The organism is Methanothermobacter sp. KEPCO 2 (assembly GCF_041228365.1).
In the GTDB taxonomy this organism is placed as follows: Archaea; Methanobacteriota; Methanobacteria; order Methanobacteriales; family Methanothermobacteraceae; genus Methanothermobacter; species Methanothermobacter marburgensis.
Map to the genome: position 1 here is coordinate 65,193 of NZ_CP166185.1, position 16,975 is coordinate 82,167.

The 16,975-nt window shown below is 47.9% G+C and carries 19 protein-coding genes and 1 pseudogene; 14 read left to right on the forward strand and 6 right to left on the reverse strand.

Annotation, left to right across the window (positions count from 1 at the left end):
- Positions 1-114: 114 nt before the first annotated feature.
- The 4 genes and pseudogenes from AB9H23_RS00360 to AB9H23_RS00375 all read left to right on the forward strand — a co-directional run bounded on the left by AB9H23_RS00360 (position 115) and on the right by AB9H23_RS00375 (position 4,160).
- Positions 115-663 carry a HEAT repeat domain-containing protein gene (locus AB9H23_RS00360; protein WP_370004932.1) on the forward strand — a complete coding sequence of 183 codons (549 nt, stop codon included), beginning with the start codon at positions 115-117 and terminating at the stop codon, positions 661-663.
- A 202-nt stretch (positions 664-865) separates the two neighbouring features.
- Positions 866-2,341 carry a phytoene desaturase family protein gene (locus tag AB9H23_RS00365; RefSeq protein WP_370004933.1) on the forward strand — a complete coding sequence of 492 codons (1,476 nt, stop codon included), beginning with the start codon at positions 866-868 and terminating at the stop codon, positions 2,339-2,341.
- Positions 2,342-2,475: 134 nt separating this feature from the next.
- Positions 2,476-3,255, forward strand: a pseudogene (locus tag AB9H23_RS00370) (phytoene/squalene synthase family protein).
- 20 nt (positions 3,256-3,275) lie between these two features.
- Positions 3,276-4,160 (forward strand): prenyltransferase, encoded by an 885-nt coding sequence (locus AB9H23_RS00375; protein WP_048176696.1) that lies wholly within the window; start codon positions 3,276-3,278, stop codon positions 4,158-4,160.
- A 48-nt stretch (positions 4,161-4,208) separates the two neighbouring features.
- Here the strand turns inward: AB9H23_RS00375 and cruF are convergent, their stop codons facing one another.
- Genes cruF through AB9H23_RS00390 form a run of 3 tightly spaced genes read right to left on the reverse strand, consistent with a single transcriptional unit; the run spans position 4,209 to position 6,353 of the window.
- Entirely contained in the window at positions 4,209-4,943 is a 735-nt protein-coding gene (cruF, locus tag AB9H23_RS00380; RefSeq protein WP_048176697.1) for a bisanhydrobacterioruberin hydratase CruF, read from the reverse strand.
- The gene (locus tag AB9H23_RS00385) at positions 4,936-5,742 is read right to left on the reverse strand and encodes a carbon-nitrogen hydrolase family protein (protein ID WP_370004934.1); all 807 of its coding nucleotides are present in this window, start codon (positions 5,740-5,742) and stop codon (positions 4,936-4,938) included. Before AB9H23_RS00385 ends, cruF begins: the two co-directional genes overlap by 8 nt.
- A gap of 59 nt (positions 5,743-5,801) precedes the next feature.
- Positions 5,802-6,353, reverse strand: coding sequence for a manganese efflux pump MntP family protein (locus AB9H23_RS00390; RefSeq protein ID WP_321211602.1), 552 nt, complete (start codon positions 6,351-6,353; stop codon positions 5,802-5,804).
- Positions 6,354-6,600: 247 nt separating this feature from the next.
- On the opposite strand from AB9H23_RS00390, the gene AB9H23_RS00395 reads away from it, so the two are divergent.
- From AB9H23_RS00395 to AB9H23_RS00405, 3 genes are read left to right on the forward strand one after another with little or no spacing between them, the layout of a single operon-like run.
- Positions 6,601-7,518, forward strand: a complete 918-nt coding sequence (locus AB9H23_RS00395) for a S1C family serine protease (protein ID WP_370004935.1) — start codon at positions 6,601-6,603, stop codon at positions 7,516-7,518.
- 53 nt (positions 7,519-7,571) lie between these two features.
- Positions 7,572-8,429 (forward strand): MoxR family ATPase, encoded by an 858-nt coding sequence (locus tag AB9H23_RS00400; protein WP_321211603.1) that lies wholly within the window; start codon positions 7,572-7,574, stop codon positions 8,427-8,429.
- A 28-nt stretch (positions 8,430-8,457) separates the two neighbouring features.
- The gene (locus AB9H23_RS00405) at positions 8,458-9,567 is read left to right on the forward strand and encodes a VWA domain-containing protein (RefSeq protein WP_321211604.1); all 1,110 of its coding nucleotides are present in this window, start codon (positions 8,458-8,460) and stop codon (positions 9,565-9,567) included.
- Between the two features lie 608 nt (positions 9,568-10,175).
- Here the strand turns inward: AB9H23_RS00405 and nucS are convergent.
- Positions 10,176-10,928 carry an endonuclease NucS gene (nucS, locus tag AB9H23_RS00410; RefSeq protein WP_321211606.1) on the reverse strand — a complete coding sequence of 251 codons (753 nt, stop codon included), beginning with the start codon at positions 10,926-10,928 and terminating at the stop codon, positions 10,176-10,178.
- A 145-nt stretch (positions 10,929-11,073) separates the two neighbouring features.
- Here nucS and AB9H23_RS00415 point away from each other — a divergent pair, with 145 nt between their 5' ends.
- Positions 11,074-12,468 carry a M48 family metalloprotease gene (locus AB9H23_RS00415; protein WP_321211607.1) on the forward strand — a complete coding sequence of 465 codons (1,395 nt, stop codon included), beginning with the start codon at positions 11,074-11,076 and terminating at the stop codon, positions 12,466-12,468.
- Between the two features lie 39 nt (positions 12,469-12,507).
- Here AB9H23_RS00415 and AB9H23_RS00420 read toward each other — a convergent pair whose 3' ends face one another.
- Positions 12,508-12,834, reverse strand: coding sequence for a hypothetical protein (locus tag AB9H23_RS00420; protein WP_321211608.1), 327 nt, complete (start codon positions 12,832-12,834; stop codon positions 12,508-12,510).
- 108 nt (positions 12,835-12,942) lie between these two features.
- Between AB9H23_RS00420 and AB9H23_RS00425 the strand changes: the two genes are divergently transcribed.
- The 5 genes from AB9H23_RS00425 to AB9H23_RS00445 all read left to right on the forward strand — a co-directional run bounded on the left by AB9H23_RS00425 (position 12,943) and on the right by AB9H23_RS00445 (position 15,224).
- Complete coding sequence (locus AB9H23_RS00425) at positions 12,943-13,173, forward strand: ferredoxin (protein WP_321211609.1); 231 nt, start codon at positions 12,943-12,945, stop codon at positions 13,171-13,173.
- Between the two features lie 25 nt (positions 13,174-13,198).
- Entirely contained in the window at positions 13,199-14,161 is a 963-nt protein-coding gene (locus tag AB9H23_RS00430) for an alpha/beta fold hydrolase (protein ID WP_321211610.1), read from the forward strand.
- Positions 14,162-14,183: 22 nt separating this feature from the next.
- Complete coding sequence (locus AB9H23_RS00435) at positions 14,184-14,456, forward strand: DUF5750 family protein (RefSeq protein ID WP_321212122.1); 273 nt, start codon at positions 14,184-14,186, stop codon at positions 14,454-14,456.
- A gap of 65 nt (positions 14,457-14,521) precedes the next feature.
- Positions 14,522-14,704 (forward strand): hypothetical protein, encoded by a 183-nt coding sequence (locus AB9H23_RS00440; protein WP_321211611.1) that lies wholly within the window; start codon positions 14,522-14,524, stop codon positions 14,702-14,704.
- Between the two features lie 79 nt (positions 14,705-14,783).
- Positions 14,784-15,224, forward strand: a complete 441-nt coding sequence (locus AB9H23_RS00445; protein ID WP_321211612.1) for an HIT family protein — start codon at positions 14,784-14,786, stop codon at positions 15,222-15,224.
- 131 nt (positions 15,225-15,355) lie between these two features.
- On the opposite strand, the gene AB9H23_RS00450 is transcribed toward AB9H23_RS00445, so the two are convergent.
- On the reverse strand, positions 15,356-15,763 hold the full coding sequence (locus AB9H23_RS00450; protein WP_321211613.1) for a ferritin-like domain-containing protein: 408 nt from the start codon (positions 15,761-15,763) through the stop codon (positions 15,356-15,358).
- 106 nt (positions 15,764-15,869) lie between these two features.
- Here AB9H23_RS00450 and AB9H23_RS00455 point away from each other — a divergent pair, with 106 nt between their 5' ends.
- Positions 15,870-16,970, forward strand: coding sequence for a DUF362 domain-containing protein (locus AB9H23_RS00455; RefSeq protein WP_370004936.1), 1,101 nt, complete (start codon positions 15,870-15,872; stop codon positions 16,968-16,970).
- Positions 16,971-16,975: the final 5 nt, after the last annotated feature.

The following is a 16,975-nucleotide window of genomic DNA, read 5'->3' on the forward strand; positions in this document are numbered from 1 at the left end:
CTCCTACCAGCTGGGAATTGGGCCCATTAACATTTATATCGGCTGTGGAATAAAAGATTATCATCACGCTTTATTATCACTGAATCAATCAGGTGAATTTATCGGGTGATTCTCATGGCTGATAGTACTTTGAAGGATAGGATTGACCTCATGGATTCAGAGGAAAAGCTGAAGGCAATGGATGAACTTGAGCCATCAGAGGAATCTGTTGAAATACTTATAGGGCTTCTGGAGGATGAAAGTCACCCTGTTAGATTTAAGGCCGCAGAAAAACTTGCAGAATTTGGAAAAATGTCCCTTGAAAGGCTCATTGAAATAATGGACACTGCAGAGGGGGAGGTCAGGAGATACGCCACATTTGCCCTCAAGAAGATAGGGGATCCGGGAGTTGTGGATCACTTCATTGAGGCCCTTGAGGATGAGGACTGGGGGGTGAGGAAATTCGCTGCAAGGTCCCTTGGGGAACTGGGTGATAGGAGGGCCGTGGAACCACTCATAGGCGCCCTTGAGGATGAGGACTGGGGTGTTAAACTTGCCGCTGTAAGGTCCCTTGGTGACCTGGGGGATCCAAGGGCCATAGAACCAATCAAGAAGGCCAGAAGAAAGGGGGATAAGGACTTCAAGAAGGCCGCCAACAAATCACTTAAAAAGATCCAGTCATAGCCCCGGGTTTTCATCGGGTGAAGTGTTCATCAATCACCACTCCCCGGGGATGAGGTTGACGGGGCCCTGAGCAGTTTTCATTGGGTGAAGTGTTCATCAATCACTCAATTCAGTAATATTTTGTTGATTGCAGTCCTCATGAACCTTTATATTTTTTGAGTGTCATTATATAACTATATACAATATTTGGGCCGGTGGTTTCATGAGGATAGTGATCGTGGGGGCTGGATTTGGAGGTCTATCTGCAGCAGCGCTTCTTGCAAGGGATGGGATGGATGTAACTGTTATTGAAAAAAATGAGGGTCCAGGTGGACGTGCAAGCGTCTACAGTGAGGGGGGGTTTACCTTTGATATGGGCCCATCATGGTACCTCATGCCCGACATATTTGAGAACTTCTTTGCAGAGTTCAGGAGGAAACCTGAGGATTTCTACTCCCTGAAACAGCTTGACCCTGCATACAGGGTATTTTTTGATGATGATAAGGTTGTAGATGTCTCATCAGATATCGAAAGGAACTATGAACTCTTTGACAGCTTCGAGGAAAACGGGGGCGAGAAGCTCAGGGAATACCTCCATTCAGCAGGTGAACTCTATGATTCTGTTGTAAAGGAGATGCTCTACAGGGACTACCGTTCCATCCTTGACTTCCTCAATGGCAAACTCCTTCTTCAGGGGATAAGACTCAACATACTCGAATCCCTTGAGCACTTTGTTAACAAACGTTTTGAGAGTGATGAGGCAAGAAAGATACTCCAGTACTCCATAGGATTCCTTGGAAGCGCACCGCAGGATACACCCTCCATGTACCATATCATGTCCCACATTGACATGACACTGGGGGTTTTCTACCCTGAGGGAGGCATAAGGAGGGTTGCAGAGTCCATATATGAACTCGCACTTGAGAACGGGGCTGAATTCCATTTCAATGAGGAGGTTAAGAGGATAGAGGTTACAGATAAGATGGCAACCTCTGTTGTAACCGACAGGAACATCCACGATGCCGATGCAGTTCTTGTGAATGCAGATTACCCCCACAGTGAACTTGAACTCGTTGATGCCAACCACAGGACCTATGATGAGAACTACTGGAATTCAAGGGTACTGGCACCATCAGCCTTTGTGGCCTACGTTGGTGTTGACCGCACAGTAGACGCCCTTGACCACCATAACCTCTTCCTTGAGAGGGACTGGGCAGACAAGTTCCAGCAGGTCTTTGACCCTGAAAAGGCATCCTGGCCTGAGAGGCCATCATACTATGTTAATGTTCCCTCAAGGACGGATAAAACAGCTGCTCCTGAGGGATCAGACACCCTATTCATACTGGTCCCCCTGGCACCGGGTATGGAGGATAACCATGAGCTGAGGGAGGGTCTCTACAGCAGGGTCATGGATGACCTTGAGGGGAAAACCGGTATGAGGATAAGGGGCCATGTGGTGGTGAAGCGCATATTCGCCATAAATGACTTCAGGGAACGCTACAATGCATACAGGGGGACAGCACTTGGCCTATCCCATACCCTCAGGCAGACCGCCCTCTGGAGACCGGCACATAAAAGCAAGAAGGTCAAAAACCTTTACTACACTGGACAGTACACCCATCCGGGTATAGGGGTGCCTATGACACTCATATCCTCCCAGATTGTCTGCAGAGAAATACTGGAAGAAATGGGTGAATAGTCCAGAATCCTCCATGCAAAGCAACTTTAAAAGGTTATATGGGTGATAGGCTCTTGATTGATGAAAAAATCTATTCAATATTCAAAAGGGGAAGCAAAACATACTTCTACAGCACCCTCTTCTTCCCACCGAAGGTGAGGAGGGACGTTTTCATACTCTACAGTTTCCTGAGAAAGGCGGATGACTATGTTGATAGAATACCCCAGGATACCGAGGGGTTCTACGACTTTGTTGAACGCTACCGGGCTGCATCATCAGGCGAAAAAACAGGGGACGTGGTTGTTGATTCATTCGCGGAACTTTCAGCCAGGAAATCTTTCAATAAAGAGTAGACAGAGGCCTTTCTAAGATCAATGGAGATGGATATAACTGTATCATCCTACAGGACAATGGCTGACCTTGAGGAGTACCTCCTGGGTTCATCTGAGGTTGTGGGCCTCTTCATGGCATCCATCATGGGCCTTGACACGGATTCATACCCCCACGCCCGCTACCTGGGGAGGGCCATGCAGTACGTCAACTTCATAAGGGACATAGCAGAGGATGTTGAACTTGGAAGGCTCTACTTCCCGCTGACTGAACTTGAAAGATTTGATCTGGAGTCACTGGATTTAAGTGAAATAAGGGGAAGGGAGGATAATTTCAGGTCCTTCCTCAGGGCTCAGATTGATATTTACAGGGACTGGCAGAGGAGGGCAGAGGAGGGTTACAGGTACATCCCCTACCGCTACCTGGTACCCATAAAGACCGCCGCCGACATGTACCTCTGGACGTCCAGGATAATTGAAAGGGACCCCCTCATAGTCTACCGGAGGAAGGTGAAGCCCTCAAGGGGCAGGGTGGTCTCAGGGGCCCTCCTGAACATGCTGAGGCTCATCAGACCCAGGGCAGCCGTTAATGAGGGGAGTATTTAGGGGACCTTCAAATGTCTCAGATGACCCCAGGATCCCTTTTTAATTCCATAAAAGATTACACGGGCTTTCTGGTCGGCATATCCCGATTCAGGTTCTGGATATACACCGGGGGGACGTATGTAATTGGGTACACCCTTGCAGCGAAGGGGTTCACTGATTTTCTCTCACCAGCCTATTACATCTACCTCATCTACTTCTTTTTCCCGGCTAACGTGTTCATCTACGGTGTCAACGACTACTGGGATGAGGATACAGACAGACTCAACCCCAAGAAGGGTTCAAGGGAGCACATGCTGATGCAGAGTGAGAGGAGGAAACTCAGAAATTCACTGCTTGCAGTTACAGGTATCAGCGTCGCGCTCATGTTTTCACAGAAACCACAGGAGGCCATTCTTTTCATCGGATTTTTATTCCTATCCTATTTCTACAGTGCACCCCCACTCAGATTCAAGGAGAGGCCCTTCCTGGATTTTTCATCCAATTACCTCTACATAATGCCCGGTGTATTTGCCTACAGTCTCGCATCAGGGAGCCTACCTGAACCCATAATCCTCCTTGCAGGCTACTGCCACATCGCTGCCATGCACATATTCTCTGCCGTACCTGACACAGAGTATGATAGGAGGGCAGGGATCAACACAACACCAGTATTTATGGGTGAAAGGGCGGCACTTGCACTTTCAGCAGCCTTCTGGCTGATATTATCTTTCATCACTGTCTATCTTACAGATCTACATCCTCTAAGCTTTCTGGTATTCGCGTATCCTGCATTTCCCCTTTCTGTACTTTTTTTCGAAAGAATAAGGATAGAGAGGGTTTACTGGTACCTGCCCTACGTCAACACAGCCCTTGGGGGTCTGCTCTTCCTTGCGCTCATAAACCACAAGATCTTTCACTGGATTTGATCTTGAAGGTTTTTTGCTGTAGTTTTCTGGATTTAACTATTCCGGATCCTACCACAGGTTTGCCTTTGTTTTAATGAGTATGAGTGCCAGGAGGATTAAACCGGTTATGAAGGGGATCTCAAGTCCAAGGAATAGGCAGGCCGCTGTCCAGAAGCACATTATCAGGTAGAGGCTGGAGATGGTCCCTGATTTCATTTCCTTCGTAGAATCACCCAGAACCACAAGCAGAATAAGGGATGCAATGAAACCTGAGAGCACCCATCCAGCGAAGTTCTGCAGGGGCACACCATAGAATATTCCTGGATTACTCCAGATCCAGAAGTTGAGGGCCACGGCTGCAGGGTCAATCACCACATCTGTGAGGCCCACAAGGAGGGTTGAGAGGCCCAGAAATTTCACTTTCCCACCAACAGATTCCTTTGCAAGATAGGCCGACCCAAGGAAGAGGGGTAGCCAGGCGAATGGGACCGTGAAGGGTGTGTGTCCAAGTATCTTCAGTCCAATGAGTCCGGTGTAGTGGAACTCCGAGTAGGGAAAACCCGTTACTATGGCCAAAGTTTCGATCAGAATTGCATAGGCCCCCAGAACAAGTATCAGAATAACACCACGACCCCTGAGGTCCCTTATCACCGAAATAAATGATGGGAGGGCCATGGATATGATGAAAACAACCGATACCGCGGAATAACCCCCTATATCCACGTTGGCTACAAAGTATGATGAGAACGCAAGGATGATACCCACAAGGAGTATGATGATGGATTTCCTGGAGGGTCTATTCATGATCAGCTCCCTCCCTCCACCTGTAAACATCTGGTCTCCGATTCCTTAGAAGTGGAAGCTCCCTTCTCACTTTCTCCACCATTTCCATATTCAGGTTGGCTGTTAGAACACATTCTGAGCTACCCGCATCAACCATAACCGAACCCCATGGGTCGGCGACAAGTGAGTGACCGTATGCAACATAGGATGCCCGGGGATTTCTTGCAGGGGACACTGCGACACAGTAGCACTGGTTGTCAAGGGCCCTCGACCGCACAAGGAGCTTCCAGTGGGCTGGACCGGTTGTCATGTTGAATGCCCCGGGAAATATGAGAACCTCCGCACCCCCCAGGGCCATCATCCTTGAGAGTTCAGGGAAGCGCATGTCATAGCATATACCAACACCGATCACAGCAGAACCTGTTTCAGTAACGGTCACAGAGCTACCCGCAATAAGAGTGTCGGATTCCCTGAAGGTTATCTCACCCTCCACGTCTATATCAAAGAGGTGAACCTTCCTGTGCCTCGCCACGACTTCACCACCATCATCAATGATGAAGGAGGTGTTGTATATCCCCTCCGGGGTCCGCTCGGGAATTGAACCTGCAACCAGATGGATACCCAGTTCCACTGCAAGGGATTTCATTGTGGTTATGGTCTTTCCATTCTCATCTTCCGCATATTCAGGGAAGAGTTCAGAGTCGTAGGGGCATGTGAACATCTCAGGAAGAACCACAAGTTCAGCACCCCCTCTGCACGCTTCCCTTATCATCTCAGAGGCCTTTTTGATGTTTTCTTCCTTTCTCTCATTTACCTGCATCTGACAGATTCCAACCCTCAGACCGGGCACCCCCCAATTAATATCAGTGAGCATGGTCCTCAGAGGACGTTATTCTCCAGGAGTATCCTTAAACCAATGAGGATGAGGATGACACCACCCAGCGCCTCTATACGGTTTTCAAATATGTGACCTATCTTCTCTCCAAGGTAGCTCCCTCCAAGGGAGAGGAAGAATGTGATGATTCCTATGATTATTATGGGCAGCCATATGGATATGTTAAGGAGTGCAAAGCTGACACCCACAGCAAAGGCGTCTATGCTGGTTGCAACCGAGAGCAGAAGGAGTTCACGGTAACTGAATTTGAATTCCTCCTCCTCAAGCATGGTGCTCTCGTATATCATTTTCAGCCCGATGAGAAGGAGGAGTGTAAATGCAACCCAGGGCGCAAAGGTTGATACGATGCTCTGGATTTCAAGGCCGGATATCCATCCTAGGATGGGCATGAACGCCTGGAATGCACCGAATGAGAATGCAGTTATGAGGGCGTAGTTGATTCCTGATTCATGGCTCACAAGGCCCCGGCTCACTGATATGCTGAATGTGTCCATTCCCAGGCCAATTCCAACGAAAACCATCGATAGAAGATCCATGGGTATCACCATTGAGTAACCATATAATTCTCTCACAAGCTACTTATAAAATCATCTGCAGATGCAAAAAGTTTATATACTACCATTTTAATAACTTAAGTTAACTAAATTTCTTGGGTTCTGAAAAACACCTAAAAAGATTTTAATATGGGTTTAAAAAATTTCAGGAAATTTGAAAATGTTTAAAGCCAGAAATAAAAGCATAAATCATGAATTTGAGGAAAATGAGTTAGAAGAATCAGAAATAATGGATGCATATTCAAGGGCCGTCATGGATGCCTCCGCGGCGGTGAGCCCCTCGGTTGTCAGGGTAACAACACAGTCAAAATCAGGAATCAGAGCAGCAGGCGGGGGCTCAGGGGTCATCTATACAGAGAAAGGCCATATAATAACCAACAGCCACGTCATCCACGGGGCAGAGAGGATAGACGTGAACCTCCACACAGGGGAGCACCACACAGCGGAGGTTGTGGGTGATGACCCCCACACTGACATTGCAGTCATAAAAATTGAACCTGAAACAGAACTCCAGGTACCTGAATTCGCAGACTCCAGCAGGGTGAGGGTTGGTCAGCTCGCCCTTGCCATAGGCAACCCCTTTGGCTTCCAGTTCACTGTCACAGCAGGGGTGGTGAGTGCCACAGGAAGATCCCTCAGGACAATGACAGGGAGACTCGTTGATGGGGTCATACAGACCGACGCGGCACTCAACCCTGGAAACTCCGGCGGGCCACTGGTGGACTACCGGGGGAGGGTACTCGGAATAAACACAGCACTCATAAGGCCAGCCCAGGGGCTCTGCTTCGCCATACCATCAAACACAGTCAGGGAGGTTGCGGATAAACTCATAAAGGACGGCAAAATAAGGAGGGCCCACATGGGAGTTTCATGCCAGAACATACTCATCAGGGATGAACTCAGGGAAAAACTCGGCTTAAACTCAGAGAGGGGCGTGATGATAGCATCACTCCAGGATGGCCCGGCAAGGGACGCTGGAATAATGAGGGGTGATGTGATAGTGGCAATCGATGATGAGCCGGTGGAGACAGTTGACGACATCCACAGGATACTCGGTGAGGAAAAGATCGACGTGGAATGCCAAGTGGATGTGATAAGGGGATCAGAGGTCTGTAAAGTCCAGGTAAGGCCCTCAGAGCTCCAGTGACTCCCCACCAAAATTTTTATGGGTGCACAGAACCATAGGTTATCCGTGGTAAGATGAAACCATCAGAAAAACTGGATGAGATTGACTCATCACTGAGGGGGGTGGGCTACGTACCAGACAGGGAGATCCTGATAACACTCTTCCTGGCGCTGGAACTTGGAAAGCCCATCCTTGTGGAGGGCCCCCCGGGTACAGGAAAGACAATGCTGGCCAGAAAGGCAGCCGAGGCCCTGGGAAGGGAATTCTTTAGGATACAGTGCTATGAGGGCATAACATTCGAACAGATAGTCGGGGAATGGAACTACCAGAAGCAGCTTCTGAGCCTTGAAAGGTCCCGGATCAGCGGATCCCCGGAGGACGTCTTCAGCGAGGAGTACTTCATAAAGAGACCCCTAATGTCAGCATTCATCAATGGGAAACCATCAGTCCTCCTCATAGATGAAATAGATAAGGCCGATGAGGAGGTTGAGAGTTTCCTGCTTCAGGCACTTGGAGAAAAACAGATAACAGTCAATGACCTCGGAACCTTTGACCTCAGAAATGATATACTGGTCTTCCTCACATCCAACTCCCAGCGAAACCTGCTGGATGAGACAAGGGACAGGTGCCTCTACATCCACATCGACTACCCTGACCCTGAACGTGAAATGGAGATTGTAAGGGCACACGTCCCCTCTGCACCTGCCACTCTTGTTCAGGAGACAGTCATGTTCATAAACCGGATAAGGGAACTGGGTGTCATAAAGAAGCCCTCAATAAGGGCAACGGTTGACTGGCTCCGGACCCTCATGGCCCTTGGAAAGGAACACATTGACAGGGAAACGGCTGAGGAGACCCTGGGTGTGGTTATAAAAAACAGGGCAGACGAGGGCAAGGTCCGGGGTCTTGTGGAATCCCTTGATGAAAGTTAACAGCCAGTGAAACTGGAGCACATGTTTCATGGAGAAAATAATTCTTCTTTCAAACATTTTAAGGGATAAGGGACTTCCCGTTAGCATAAGGAGCACTAAAGACGCATTTTCAGCCTATAAAATATTCAAAAATAGACCTGAACTCAGGGATGCTCTCTTTTCAGTTTATGTTAAGGACATGAGGCACTCTGAAGCTTTCATGGACGCATACAATGAAGTTTTCGGGGTTGTGGATGAAGAAAGTGATGAATCATCCGGTTCAGGGAAGGTTGAGAGGATCAGGTCTTCAGAGGAACATACCCTAGGTGAAGTCACAGAGGGCATCAATATTGAGGATTTAGCGGAAATCCAACCTGAAATCCTGGATATCTTTGACTCCAGAACTGATGAGAGCCAGATCCTTGACAGGGATATGTCCACCCTCAATACGTTCGACCCTGAGATATTTGATCTCTGCCGCAGACTGGGAATGAAAATTGCCAATAGAAGATCCAGGAGGCTCCGCCGTTCAAAGAAGATGCGACCCGATATAAGGCGGAGCATAAGGAAAAACATGAAGCACGGGGGCACAATAATTGAGCTCATGAGGTCAGAGCCAAGGGAGAGAAAGAGCCAGCACATATTCCTGAGTGATGTGAGTGGTTCCTGTGACTGGATAAGCAACTGGTTCTTCTGCATAGTTTACGCGGCCCAGAAGACATTCTACAGGTCACGTTTCTTTGACTTCGACAGCAGGATCATTGAAACGACCCACATCCTTGATGAGGATGACCTCTACGATGCCTTCAGGAACCTCAGGGAGTCCAGGATAAGGAACCTCATGCTCCATGGGACATCAAACATGTACACAGCCTTCAGCGACTTTCTTGAAAATGTTAATTTCACAGGAAAGTCCTGTATAGTTATTCTCTCAGACTGCAGGGACTGGGCAGGGCCAAGGAAGGATGGGGTCCCTGAAAGCGCTGAACTGGTGGCTGAAATGTCTGAGAAGGCAAGGAAGGTCCTCATACTGAACCCTGAACCAAAAAAGAAGTGGGACGTTGTTGACAGCTGTGTTTCAATTTACAGGGATTCCGGTGCAGCTGTGAAGGAGGTCAGGACCTTAAGGCAGCTGGCAGAGGTTATAGAGGGTCTCTGATGGGCATAACTGTTTTTAAGAGGATATAAAAATGCTCTTAAACCTTTATCCTTTTACCTTACTTCAGGATAAGGGTGACCCTCTCTTTACGTATCAGCTGTCCAGTTTTTAAAATGCGCCAGCTGCTCTGTTAACTGCATCCACGAGTTCTGGAGATTTTCACCGCCACTTTCAAAGGGGAAAAAGCCAGCAGGAGCTAAAAAAATTCATGGTGTAATTCAAAGTTCGGGATTTTCCTTCATCTCTTATTTAGAGTTTTTTTGATCCACTTTATGGGATATTTTTCGTGTTTGAATTTCATTCCAGACCTGAAAATTCAAGAAATTTACCATCGAAGGTTATCAGTACTGGACTCTCTTCGCTCATCATCCCTTCCACTTCGATCATTTCAACCCCCCTAGAGTCATAGTATTAATATGGGATTCAGAGTATTTAATATTGCCGAGCCTTTGAAAATTAGGTATTCAAATCCGGTTTCATTTTAAAACCAGACTTCCATGATCTTCATTGCATCAAAATTGGTGTTGAGGCAATGAATATTTTAAACATTTAATAATGAAACCGGAACTTTAAGCAGCTGATAGGGTTAGTTTAATGGATGCAGAGATTCAGAGGAAGTTATCCAGTGTAACCCCCCTGTTTGATTTAAGTTCCCTGGGGGGCTCGATCTCCCTGAACTCCAGCCCCTCATCCTCCAGCATCTCCAGGGCATCATGGGTTATTGATGGGGCCACCAGAATGCCCCTCACACCCACCTGGTCATCCCTGAATTCATCCACATATCTTCTGAGCTGTTTAACAGCACTCACACCAGCCTTTCTGCTTTTAAGTTCAATTATCATGAGCGAACCATTCTCATCCTTACCCAGAATATCAATGAAACCGGAGCTGGTGGCATATTCCCTGGAAACGGGTCTGAAGCCAGGCTCGATGAGGTGGGGGTGCATCATGATCATGTCCCCCATGTCGCTTTCATGGCCTGATACGGTGAGCTCATGCATATCCCTTGGAAGGTAGAAGGAGATGAGGTGTACCTCATGGAGTTCAACCTCAAGGCGCTCCTCAGGGGACCTCCGGATACTTTCAAGAAAGAGGCTTCCACGCTTCATGTAGACCCTGCACCTTGATCTGGGGGGCTGCCAGTTAACAGGGTCCACCTTCCGGTCCTGGTGGACCATGAATGTTCCATCCGGTTTTATAACGATGAGCCTCTCACCGGCACCAAGGCTGCTCCTGGCACGCCCCTCATAGGATGCACTGCAGCAGGCAAGTATCACTATAAGAGCGCGCTTCCTTATACCCTCCTCTAGCAGCTGGTACGCTTCAGTTCTGGATGGATTTTCAGATACCCTGCACTTCATGTTTATCAGCGGCCCAATTTTTCACAGTTCTGACCTTAGAGAGGTGTAATTTCTGTTCATCTGGCTGTAAGGTTTAATATCAATGCTGAAGTTATATATACTCTGCGAGGCAGTGCCACACAAGAGAAATGAAAGTTGGTTGTACATGATAAAGGAATTTGTTATAGGAACCGAGCTTGCACCGGCATATTATGGGGATCTCCTTGAGTTCATCCGGCGCTACTATCTCATGCCCGGCGACTTCAATGAAATAAGAAGAGATGGCCTGAGGCTTGTTTTCAGGGCGTGGAGGGATGAGGGGATAATATATGGTGAGATAATCGCCGGTGAAAACCTCAAACTGATCCTAGAATACCCTGCGGAACTCGGGGAATGGGCAGAGGCAATATATGAGGACATATTCACATCCATCCAGGCATTTGAGGATATGATGAGGCAGCACACCGTGTACTTTGCCTGGGTGGAGGGGGAGGATATAATCCCTGAAAGACCCCCTACGGGGAGGGGAATGGCATCAAAGGGCATATTCGGAAGCAGCATGCTCCTCGTCTATGTGCTCTTCTTTGGTGTCAACATAATCCTATTCATCATCCTGGGATTCTATGCAGTTATAGCGATCCTCCTCATGCAGCTCGGTATAATACTCCTCTCAGACCGCATATACGCCAGGATGGGTGAATGGGTTATAACCCCAGAAAACCCCAGCGTGCACATAATCCAGTTCCAGCTCCCTGAAGACGAATTCAAATTCTTCATAGATAAAATGGGTAATGAAGCGATCCTGAAAATCAAACGTGAAATTTACAGGCTTTCCCTTGCAGATAAGAGGCCCCCCACATGTGAAGATGCACGGGGAGTCCTTGAAAGGTATGGCTTCAGGTGCAATCCACTCTATGAGAGGTCAAGGACCGTTAACCTTTACTCAATAATTGAAGATGCTGCCGGGGCATTCGGGATACCGGTACCCAGGATTGTTCTCTCAAACACCATGATAGCAAACGCCGCTGCAACGGGCCCAAGCCCCCGAAGAGGCCTGGTACTTGTAACAACGGGGCTACTGGTTCAGTTGACTGACGAGGAGGTGCTTGCGGTTATAGGGCATGAAATGGGGCATCTTGTTGGGCGGGACCCCATAATACTCTTCAGCATAGTGTCTGCCGAGTTCGTAATGAGACTCACGGTATTACTGCCGGTTGTGCTGGTTTCCCCGCTTCTCTATATAATCATTGCAATGGGTATAATATTCTTTGTGGCCAAGTTCTTTGAGGCAAGGGCTGACCTCCTCTCTGCAATGGTTATAGGAAAACCTGAGGTCCTTGCGAGGGCCCTCAGGAAAATAGGTTACCAGAAACTGGCACTTGAGAAGTCAGGCTCCCAGAGGATATCCGGGTGGACGGCCTGGGACCCCCACCCCCCCATATACTTCAGGATAAAGCGGCTTGAAACTCTGAGGGATTATGAGAACGTGAAAAGTCCCCTCATCAGATCAGCTGTTGATGTGGTAAGGGGATTCAGGGACTCTATAAGGCAGTTCTTTTAGGTCATGTTGGTTATCTCAGAAAAACTCCAGCATCTGATTTCATTCAAACCTCGAGAGGACCTTTGCAACATCATCAAGTTTTATCTCATCGGGGCCCTGGATACCATACCTCATGCATATGGATTCAACGGGTTCACGGTTTACAAGGTAATCAAAGAGGTCCCTGTACTCATCTTCACTGTAATCATGGTCTTCACGTGTGGCCTTCGCAAGTTCAATTATGGCCTCCCTTAAGAGGTCATCTATTCCCCTTTTACTGGCGAGGCTGTCAAGGAAATCGTTTCTTTTAAGGTCCTCCCCAAAGAATTTTTTAAATGACCTTCTCTGCTGGAGGCCCTTGTAGATGATTATGAGTTTATCCTGCATTTCCCGTGCTTCACCCTTTCTGATAATCTGAAACCCTCCATTCAATCACTAACTATTTTTATCAATTTCGCCATACAATAAAACAGTTCTGATTTTCAGGGTGACAACATGTACAGGCTTGAACTCGATAGGACCATGTGTATATCATGCGGAAACTGTATTGAAAACTGCCCGGAACTCTTTGAATTCGCGGATGACGGTATTTCATCCCTGGTGGGTGTTGAAATATCTGACCTCCAGGTTAAGGAATTTGATGACCCAGCATGCAGCGAAAAGGCGGCAGCCAACTGTCCTGTCATGTGCATAAAGCTTTACAGGAATGGTGAGGAGATCACATAGTATTGGTTGATTAAGGAGCAGTAAAATGGAGGAAGGCAAACCATCATACTTCAATCTTGCTGAATTCAGATTTGAATCAGGAGAAAAACTCAGCGATGTAAGGGTTGAATACAAGACCATCGGAGAACCCTCCCTGAATGATGAGGGTGAGATAGATAATGCTGTCGTCTATATACATGGGTGGAGTGGGGACTTTTCTTCAGTTAAAAGGATAGCTGACCTCACAGCACCTGGAGGCGCCCTTGAAGGGTTCTTTATAATATCAATGAGCTCACTGGGGTCTCCGGGTTCGGCTTCCCCATCCACAACATCACTTGGAGATGAATTTCCTTCCTACACAGTACTCGACATGGTGAACTTCCAGAGACAGTTTCTCAATGAGAAATTTGGCATAAAAAAGGTCAGGGGAGTCCTAGGGACATCAATGGGGGGATTTCAGGCCCTCCAGTGGGCTGCAGAGTACCCTGATGAGATGGAATTCCTCATGCCCCTTGTAACCTCCTGGAGAACACGGGGAGTTAACTATGCACTCTTCAGTTACATGAACCACCTCATTGAGTCAGACCCTGATTTTGCCGCCGGCAGAAAACCCAGAAGGGCTCTGTCACTCTCATCCATGCTCATGTACCTCTATGGACTCTCAAGGGAATACTACAGTGGCCTTGAAAATCATGAGCTGGAGTCAGCAATGAGGGATATGGGGTCAGAGGGGGAACTCATGGACCCCCATGATGTGCTGTGGAGGAACAGGGCCGCCATGAACCATGACCTGGAGGGTAAGCTCGGCAGGATAAGGGCAAGGACCCTCATATTCGGGGTGAACCAGGACCAGTACTTCCCACCGGAACTTGACACGATCCCCATGGCCGAACTCATACCTGGCTCCGAGTTGATTCTATTTGATTCTGAATGCGGACATCTGGGAGTAAATGAGATAGGTAAATATGGTGAACTCATAGCTTCATTTATTAAAGGTGATAGTGAATAAGAAGGAAGGTGTTTATTTGCAGGTGAAGGTTGAGGATTTTGGCTTCAGTGAGGATAAATGCATGAACTATGTACTCTACAGGGTTTCAGACATTGATGATGATGTCAGAAGGAAACTCATGGAGAGACTTGAGGAGGACACAGAGGAGGATAACGGAGACCTTCTGATAACAGTTTTCTATGCGCCGGAGTACTTCCCCTTTGGTTCAGAGGAGGCAAAGGTGCGCATGGACGACTTCATTGCAAGGGAGGAAATTGAGATGGCTGTGTTCCTCTCCAGTGTCCTTGAGGACTGAAGTCATTTAGTAACATGAGTTTCTGGTTAAGGTGGAGATAGGGGGACATGCATTCGGAGCCTTCTGTGGAAGTTAAAAAAATCGAAAAATCCGGTGATAAATGGAGGGTGGTCCTGGAACTACGTATTCCAGGACATGGACTCTTAGAAATTCTGGATGAACTTGAAAGAAGATTCAGAGACTACTCATTTCGTGCAGATGGCAGAAATATAACCGTTGAGGCATCATTCAGGATTCTCGAACCATGAGAGGATGAACCGGCGGAGGATGTGGCTGAGTCCATAGCACTGGAACTTCTCTCCTTTATAACTGGTGGGGGGCTTCGGAGTGAAATTTGATGACTACAGGTTTGGCAAATACCTCTATGAGAGAAAGAGGTGGGCTGTGTTTCTCGCACCAAACCAGAGCAACCTTGGAACTTGTGTAGTGGCCCTCAAAAGGAGGGAGGAGTTTCTTGGAAACCTAAAGAAGGATGAATGGGATGAAATGCTCCTTATAATATCTGAACTTGAAAATGCAGTGAGAAAGGCATTCGGTGCCGCCATGTTCAACTGGGGCGTCCTTCTTAACTCCTTCTACCGTGAAAACACCCCTCCACCACAACTGCACTGGCACTTCATCCCCCGCTACAGAAATGAGGTGGTAGTGAATGGGGAGATATTCGATGACCCCTTCTTCGGTTACATGAGGCCAAGGCCCCCAAGGAATGTCTCAGAGGAGACTCTCCAGGAAATAAGGAATAAAATGCTGGCCTGGATAAAAAGGTAGAATCATTGTGGGAATGGATACAGAAGGCCTGGGTAGAGAAGCTGGATCATGATTTGAAATAATGCCTTGGATAAAGGTTTAAGATTAAAAGAATTTATTTTTTGATCTGCGTGGAGTAAACATACCGGCTTTTATCGAAGACGTTCCAGTCGCTCCCTGAACTCCTTACGGTGCCTCTTTTCCTCATCAATTATATGCCTTAAAACTCCGGTGACCTCATCATCGTCAATTATCTCTATCTGCCTCTCGTACTCCTCAATACCCTCTGTTTCCTTCTGGATCTGCCTTTCAAGGCCCTCAATTATATCTTCACCAAGGTAATCCACTTCGCCGATCTCCATGGAGGGTCTGCCGCCTCTCTTTGTTATGAGGTCCGCGAGCCACCACATGTGCCTCATCTCATCTGCCGCGATTCCTTCAGTTAGCCTGCTGAGGTCACAGTCCTCTATAACAAATGCGTTGTAGGTGTACATCATGGTCGCCTCAAGTTCATGGCGAAAGTCGATATTCAGGAGTTCTATTATCCTTTCACTGTCCATAAAAATCCACCTCAACGTGATGTCTGTCCATCTGGATATATAAGTGGTTCTCACCGTTAGAAAAAGTCCATATACCCTCTGGAATAAATAGAGTAATGGTGATTGGATGCCAGCGGAGGTTTATTTTTCAGATTTCAGGGCAAGGTCCAGGAACGAGAACAGGGGTATGAAGATACAGAGGATATTTGACGCGGCCTTTGGCGAACCCTTCTCTGGGGATGACATCGTGGCTGTTAAGGTGCACTTTGGTGAACGGGGCAACGACTCCTATGTGAGCCCTGTTCTGGTGCGCCACGTCATTGAAAGGATAAGGGAGAGCGGGGCATCCCCTTTCCTCACAGATACCAACACCCTCTACTATGGTTCAAGGCACAATTCGGTTGATCACATTGAAACAGCCATACTCAATGGCTTTGACTATTCTGTTGCCGGGGCACCCCTTATAATTGCAGATGGGCTCCATGGAAACAATGAGGTAACTGTGCCTGTGAAGGGAAGGCACTTCAGTGAGGTTAAAATCGCGGGTGACATTGCCGAGGCATCGGCAATGGTTGTCATATCACACTTCAAGGGTCACGGGATGAGCGGCTTTGGAGGGGCCCTCAAGAACCTTGCCATGGGATGCGCCACCATCCAGGGAAAGATTGAACAGCACGAATGCGCAAAACCCGTGGTGAGGGGAGAATGCACTGAATGCGGGGAGTGCATCTCTGAATGTCCCGTGGATGCCATGACCCTCCATGATGGCGTCATGATAGAATACGATAGGTGCATTGCCTGCATGAACTGCCTTGACACCTGTCCCAGCGGCGTATTTGACCTTGACTGGGAGAGGGACATACCTGAGTTCATTGAACGGATGATGGAATACGCCCTCGGGGTAACATCCACCATTGACAGGATATTCTACCTGAACTTCCTCATGGATATAACCCCTGACTGTGACTGTGTACCCTGGAGTGACAGAAACATAGTTCCCGACATAGGGATACTGGCATCAGAGGATCCAGTTGCAGTGGACACAGCAAGTTACCACCTTGTGAATCAGGAGGAGGGAATCAGAGGGTCAATGCTCGAGGAAAACCATGAGACCGGTGGGGATAAGTTCAGGGGTGTGTGGGGTGACGTTGATGGAACCCACCAGCTGGTATATGCAGAGAAACTCGGTATAGGGGTGCGTGATTACAGGCTGATTGAAATACCATAATAAGT

Coding starts and splice junctions, on each gene's coding strand:
- cruF (WP_048176697.1), bottom strand. CDS start 4,943: ATGAATAGACCCTCCAGGAAATCCATCATCATACTCCTTGTGGGTATC.
- AB9H23_RS00455 (WP_370004936.1), top strand. CDS start 15,870: ATGCCAGCGGAGGTTTATTTTTCAGATTTCAGGGCAAGGTCCAGGAAC.
- AB9H23_RS00385 (WP_370004934.1), bottom strand. CDS start 5,742: ATGCAGGTAAATGAGAGAAAGGAAGAAAACATCAAAAAGGCCTCTGAG.
- AB9H23_RS00415 (WP_321211607.1), top strand. CDS start 11,074: ATGATAAAGGAATTTGTTATAGGAACCGAGCTTGCACCGGCATATTAT.
- AB9H23_RS00450 (WP_321211613.1), bottom strand. CDS start 15,763: ATGGACAGTGAAAGGATAATAGAACTCCTGAATATCGACTTTCGCCAT.
- AB9H23_RS00425 (WP_321211609.1), top strand. CDS start 12,943: ATGTACAGGCTTGAACTCGATAGGACCATGTGTATATCATGCGGAAAC.
- AB9H23_RS00360 (WP_370004932.1), top strand. CDS start 115: ATGGCTGATAGTACTTTGAAGGATAGGATTGACCTCATGGATTCAGAG.
- AB9H23_RS00395 (WP_370004935.1), top strand. CDS start 6,601: ATGGATGCATATTCAAGGGCCGTCATGGATGCCTCCGCGGCGGTGAGC.
- AB9H23_RS00390 (WP_321211602.1), bottom strand. CDS start 6,353: ATGGATCTTCTATCGATGGTTTTCGTTGGAATTGGCCTGGGAATGGAC.
- nucS (WP_321211606.1), bottom strand. CDS start 10,928: ATGAAGTGCAGGGTATCTGAAAATCCATCCAGAACTGAAGCGTACCAG.
- AB9H23_RS00405 (WP_321211604.1), top strand. CDS start 8,458: ATGGAGAAAATAATTCTTCTTTCAAACATTTTAAGGGATAAGGGACTT.
- AB9H23_RS00375 (WP_048176696.1), top strand. CDS start 3,276: ATGACCCCAGGATCCCTTTTTAATTCCATAAAAGATTACACGGGCTTT.
- AB9H23_RS00365 (WP_370004933.1), top strand. CDS start 866: ATGAGGATAGTGATCGTGGGGGCTGGATTTGGAGGTCTATCTGCAGCA.
- AB9H23_RS00400 (WP_321211603.1), top strand. CDS start 7,572: ATGAAACCATCAGAAAAACTGGATGAGATTGACTCATCACTGAGGGGG.
- AB9H23_RS00420 (WP_321211608.1), bottom strand. CDS start 12,834: ATGCAGGATAAACTCATAATCATCTACAAGGGCCTCCAGCAGAGAAGG.
- AB9H23_RS00430 (WP_321211610.1), top strand. CDS start 13,199: ATGGAGGAAGGCAAACCATCATACTTCAATCTTGCTGAATTCAGATTT.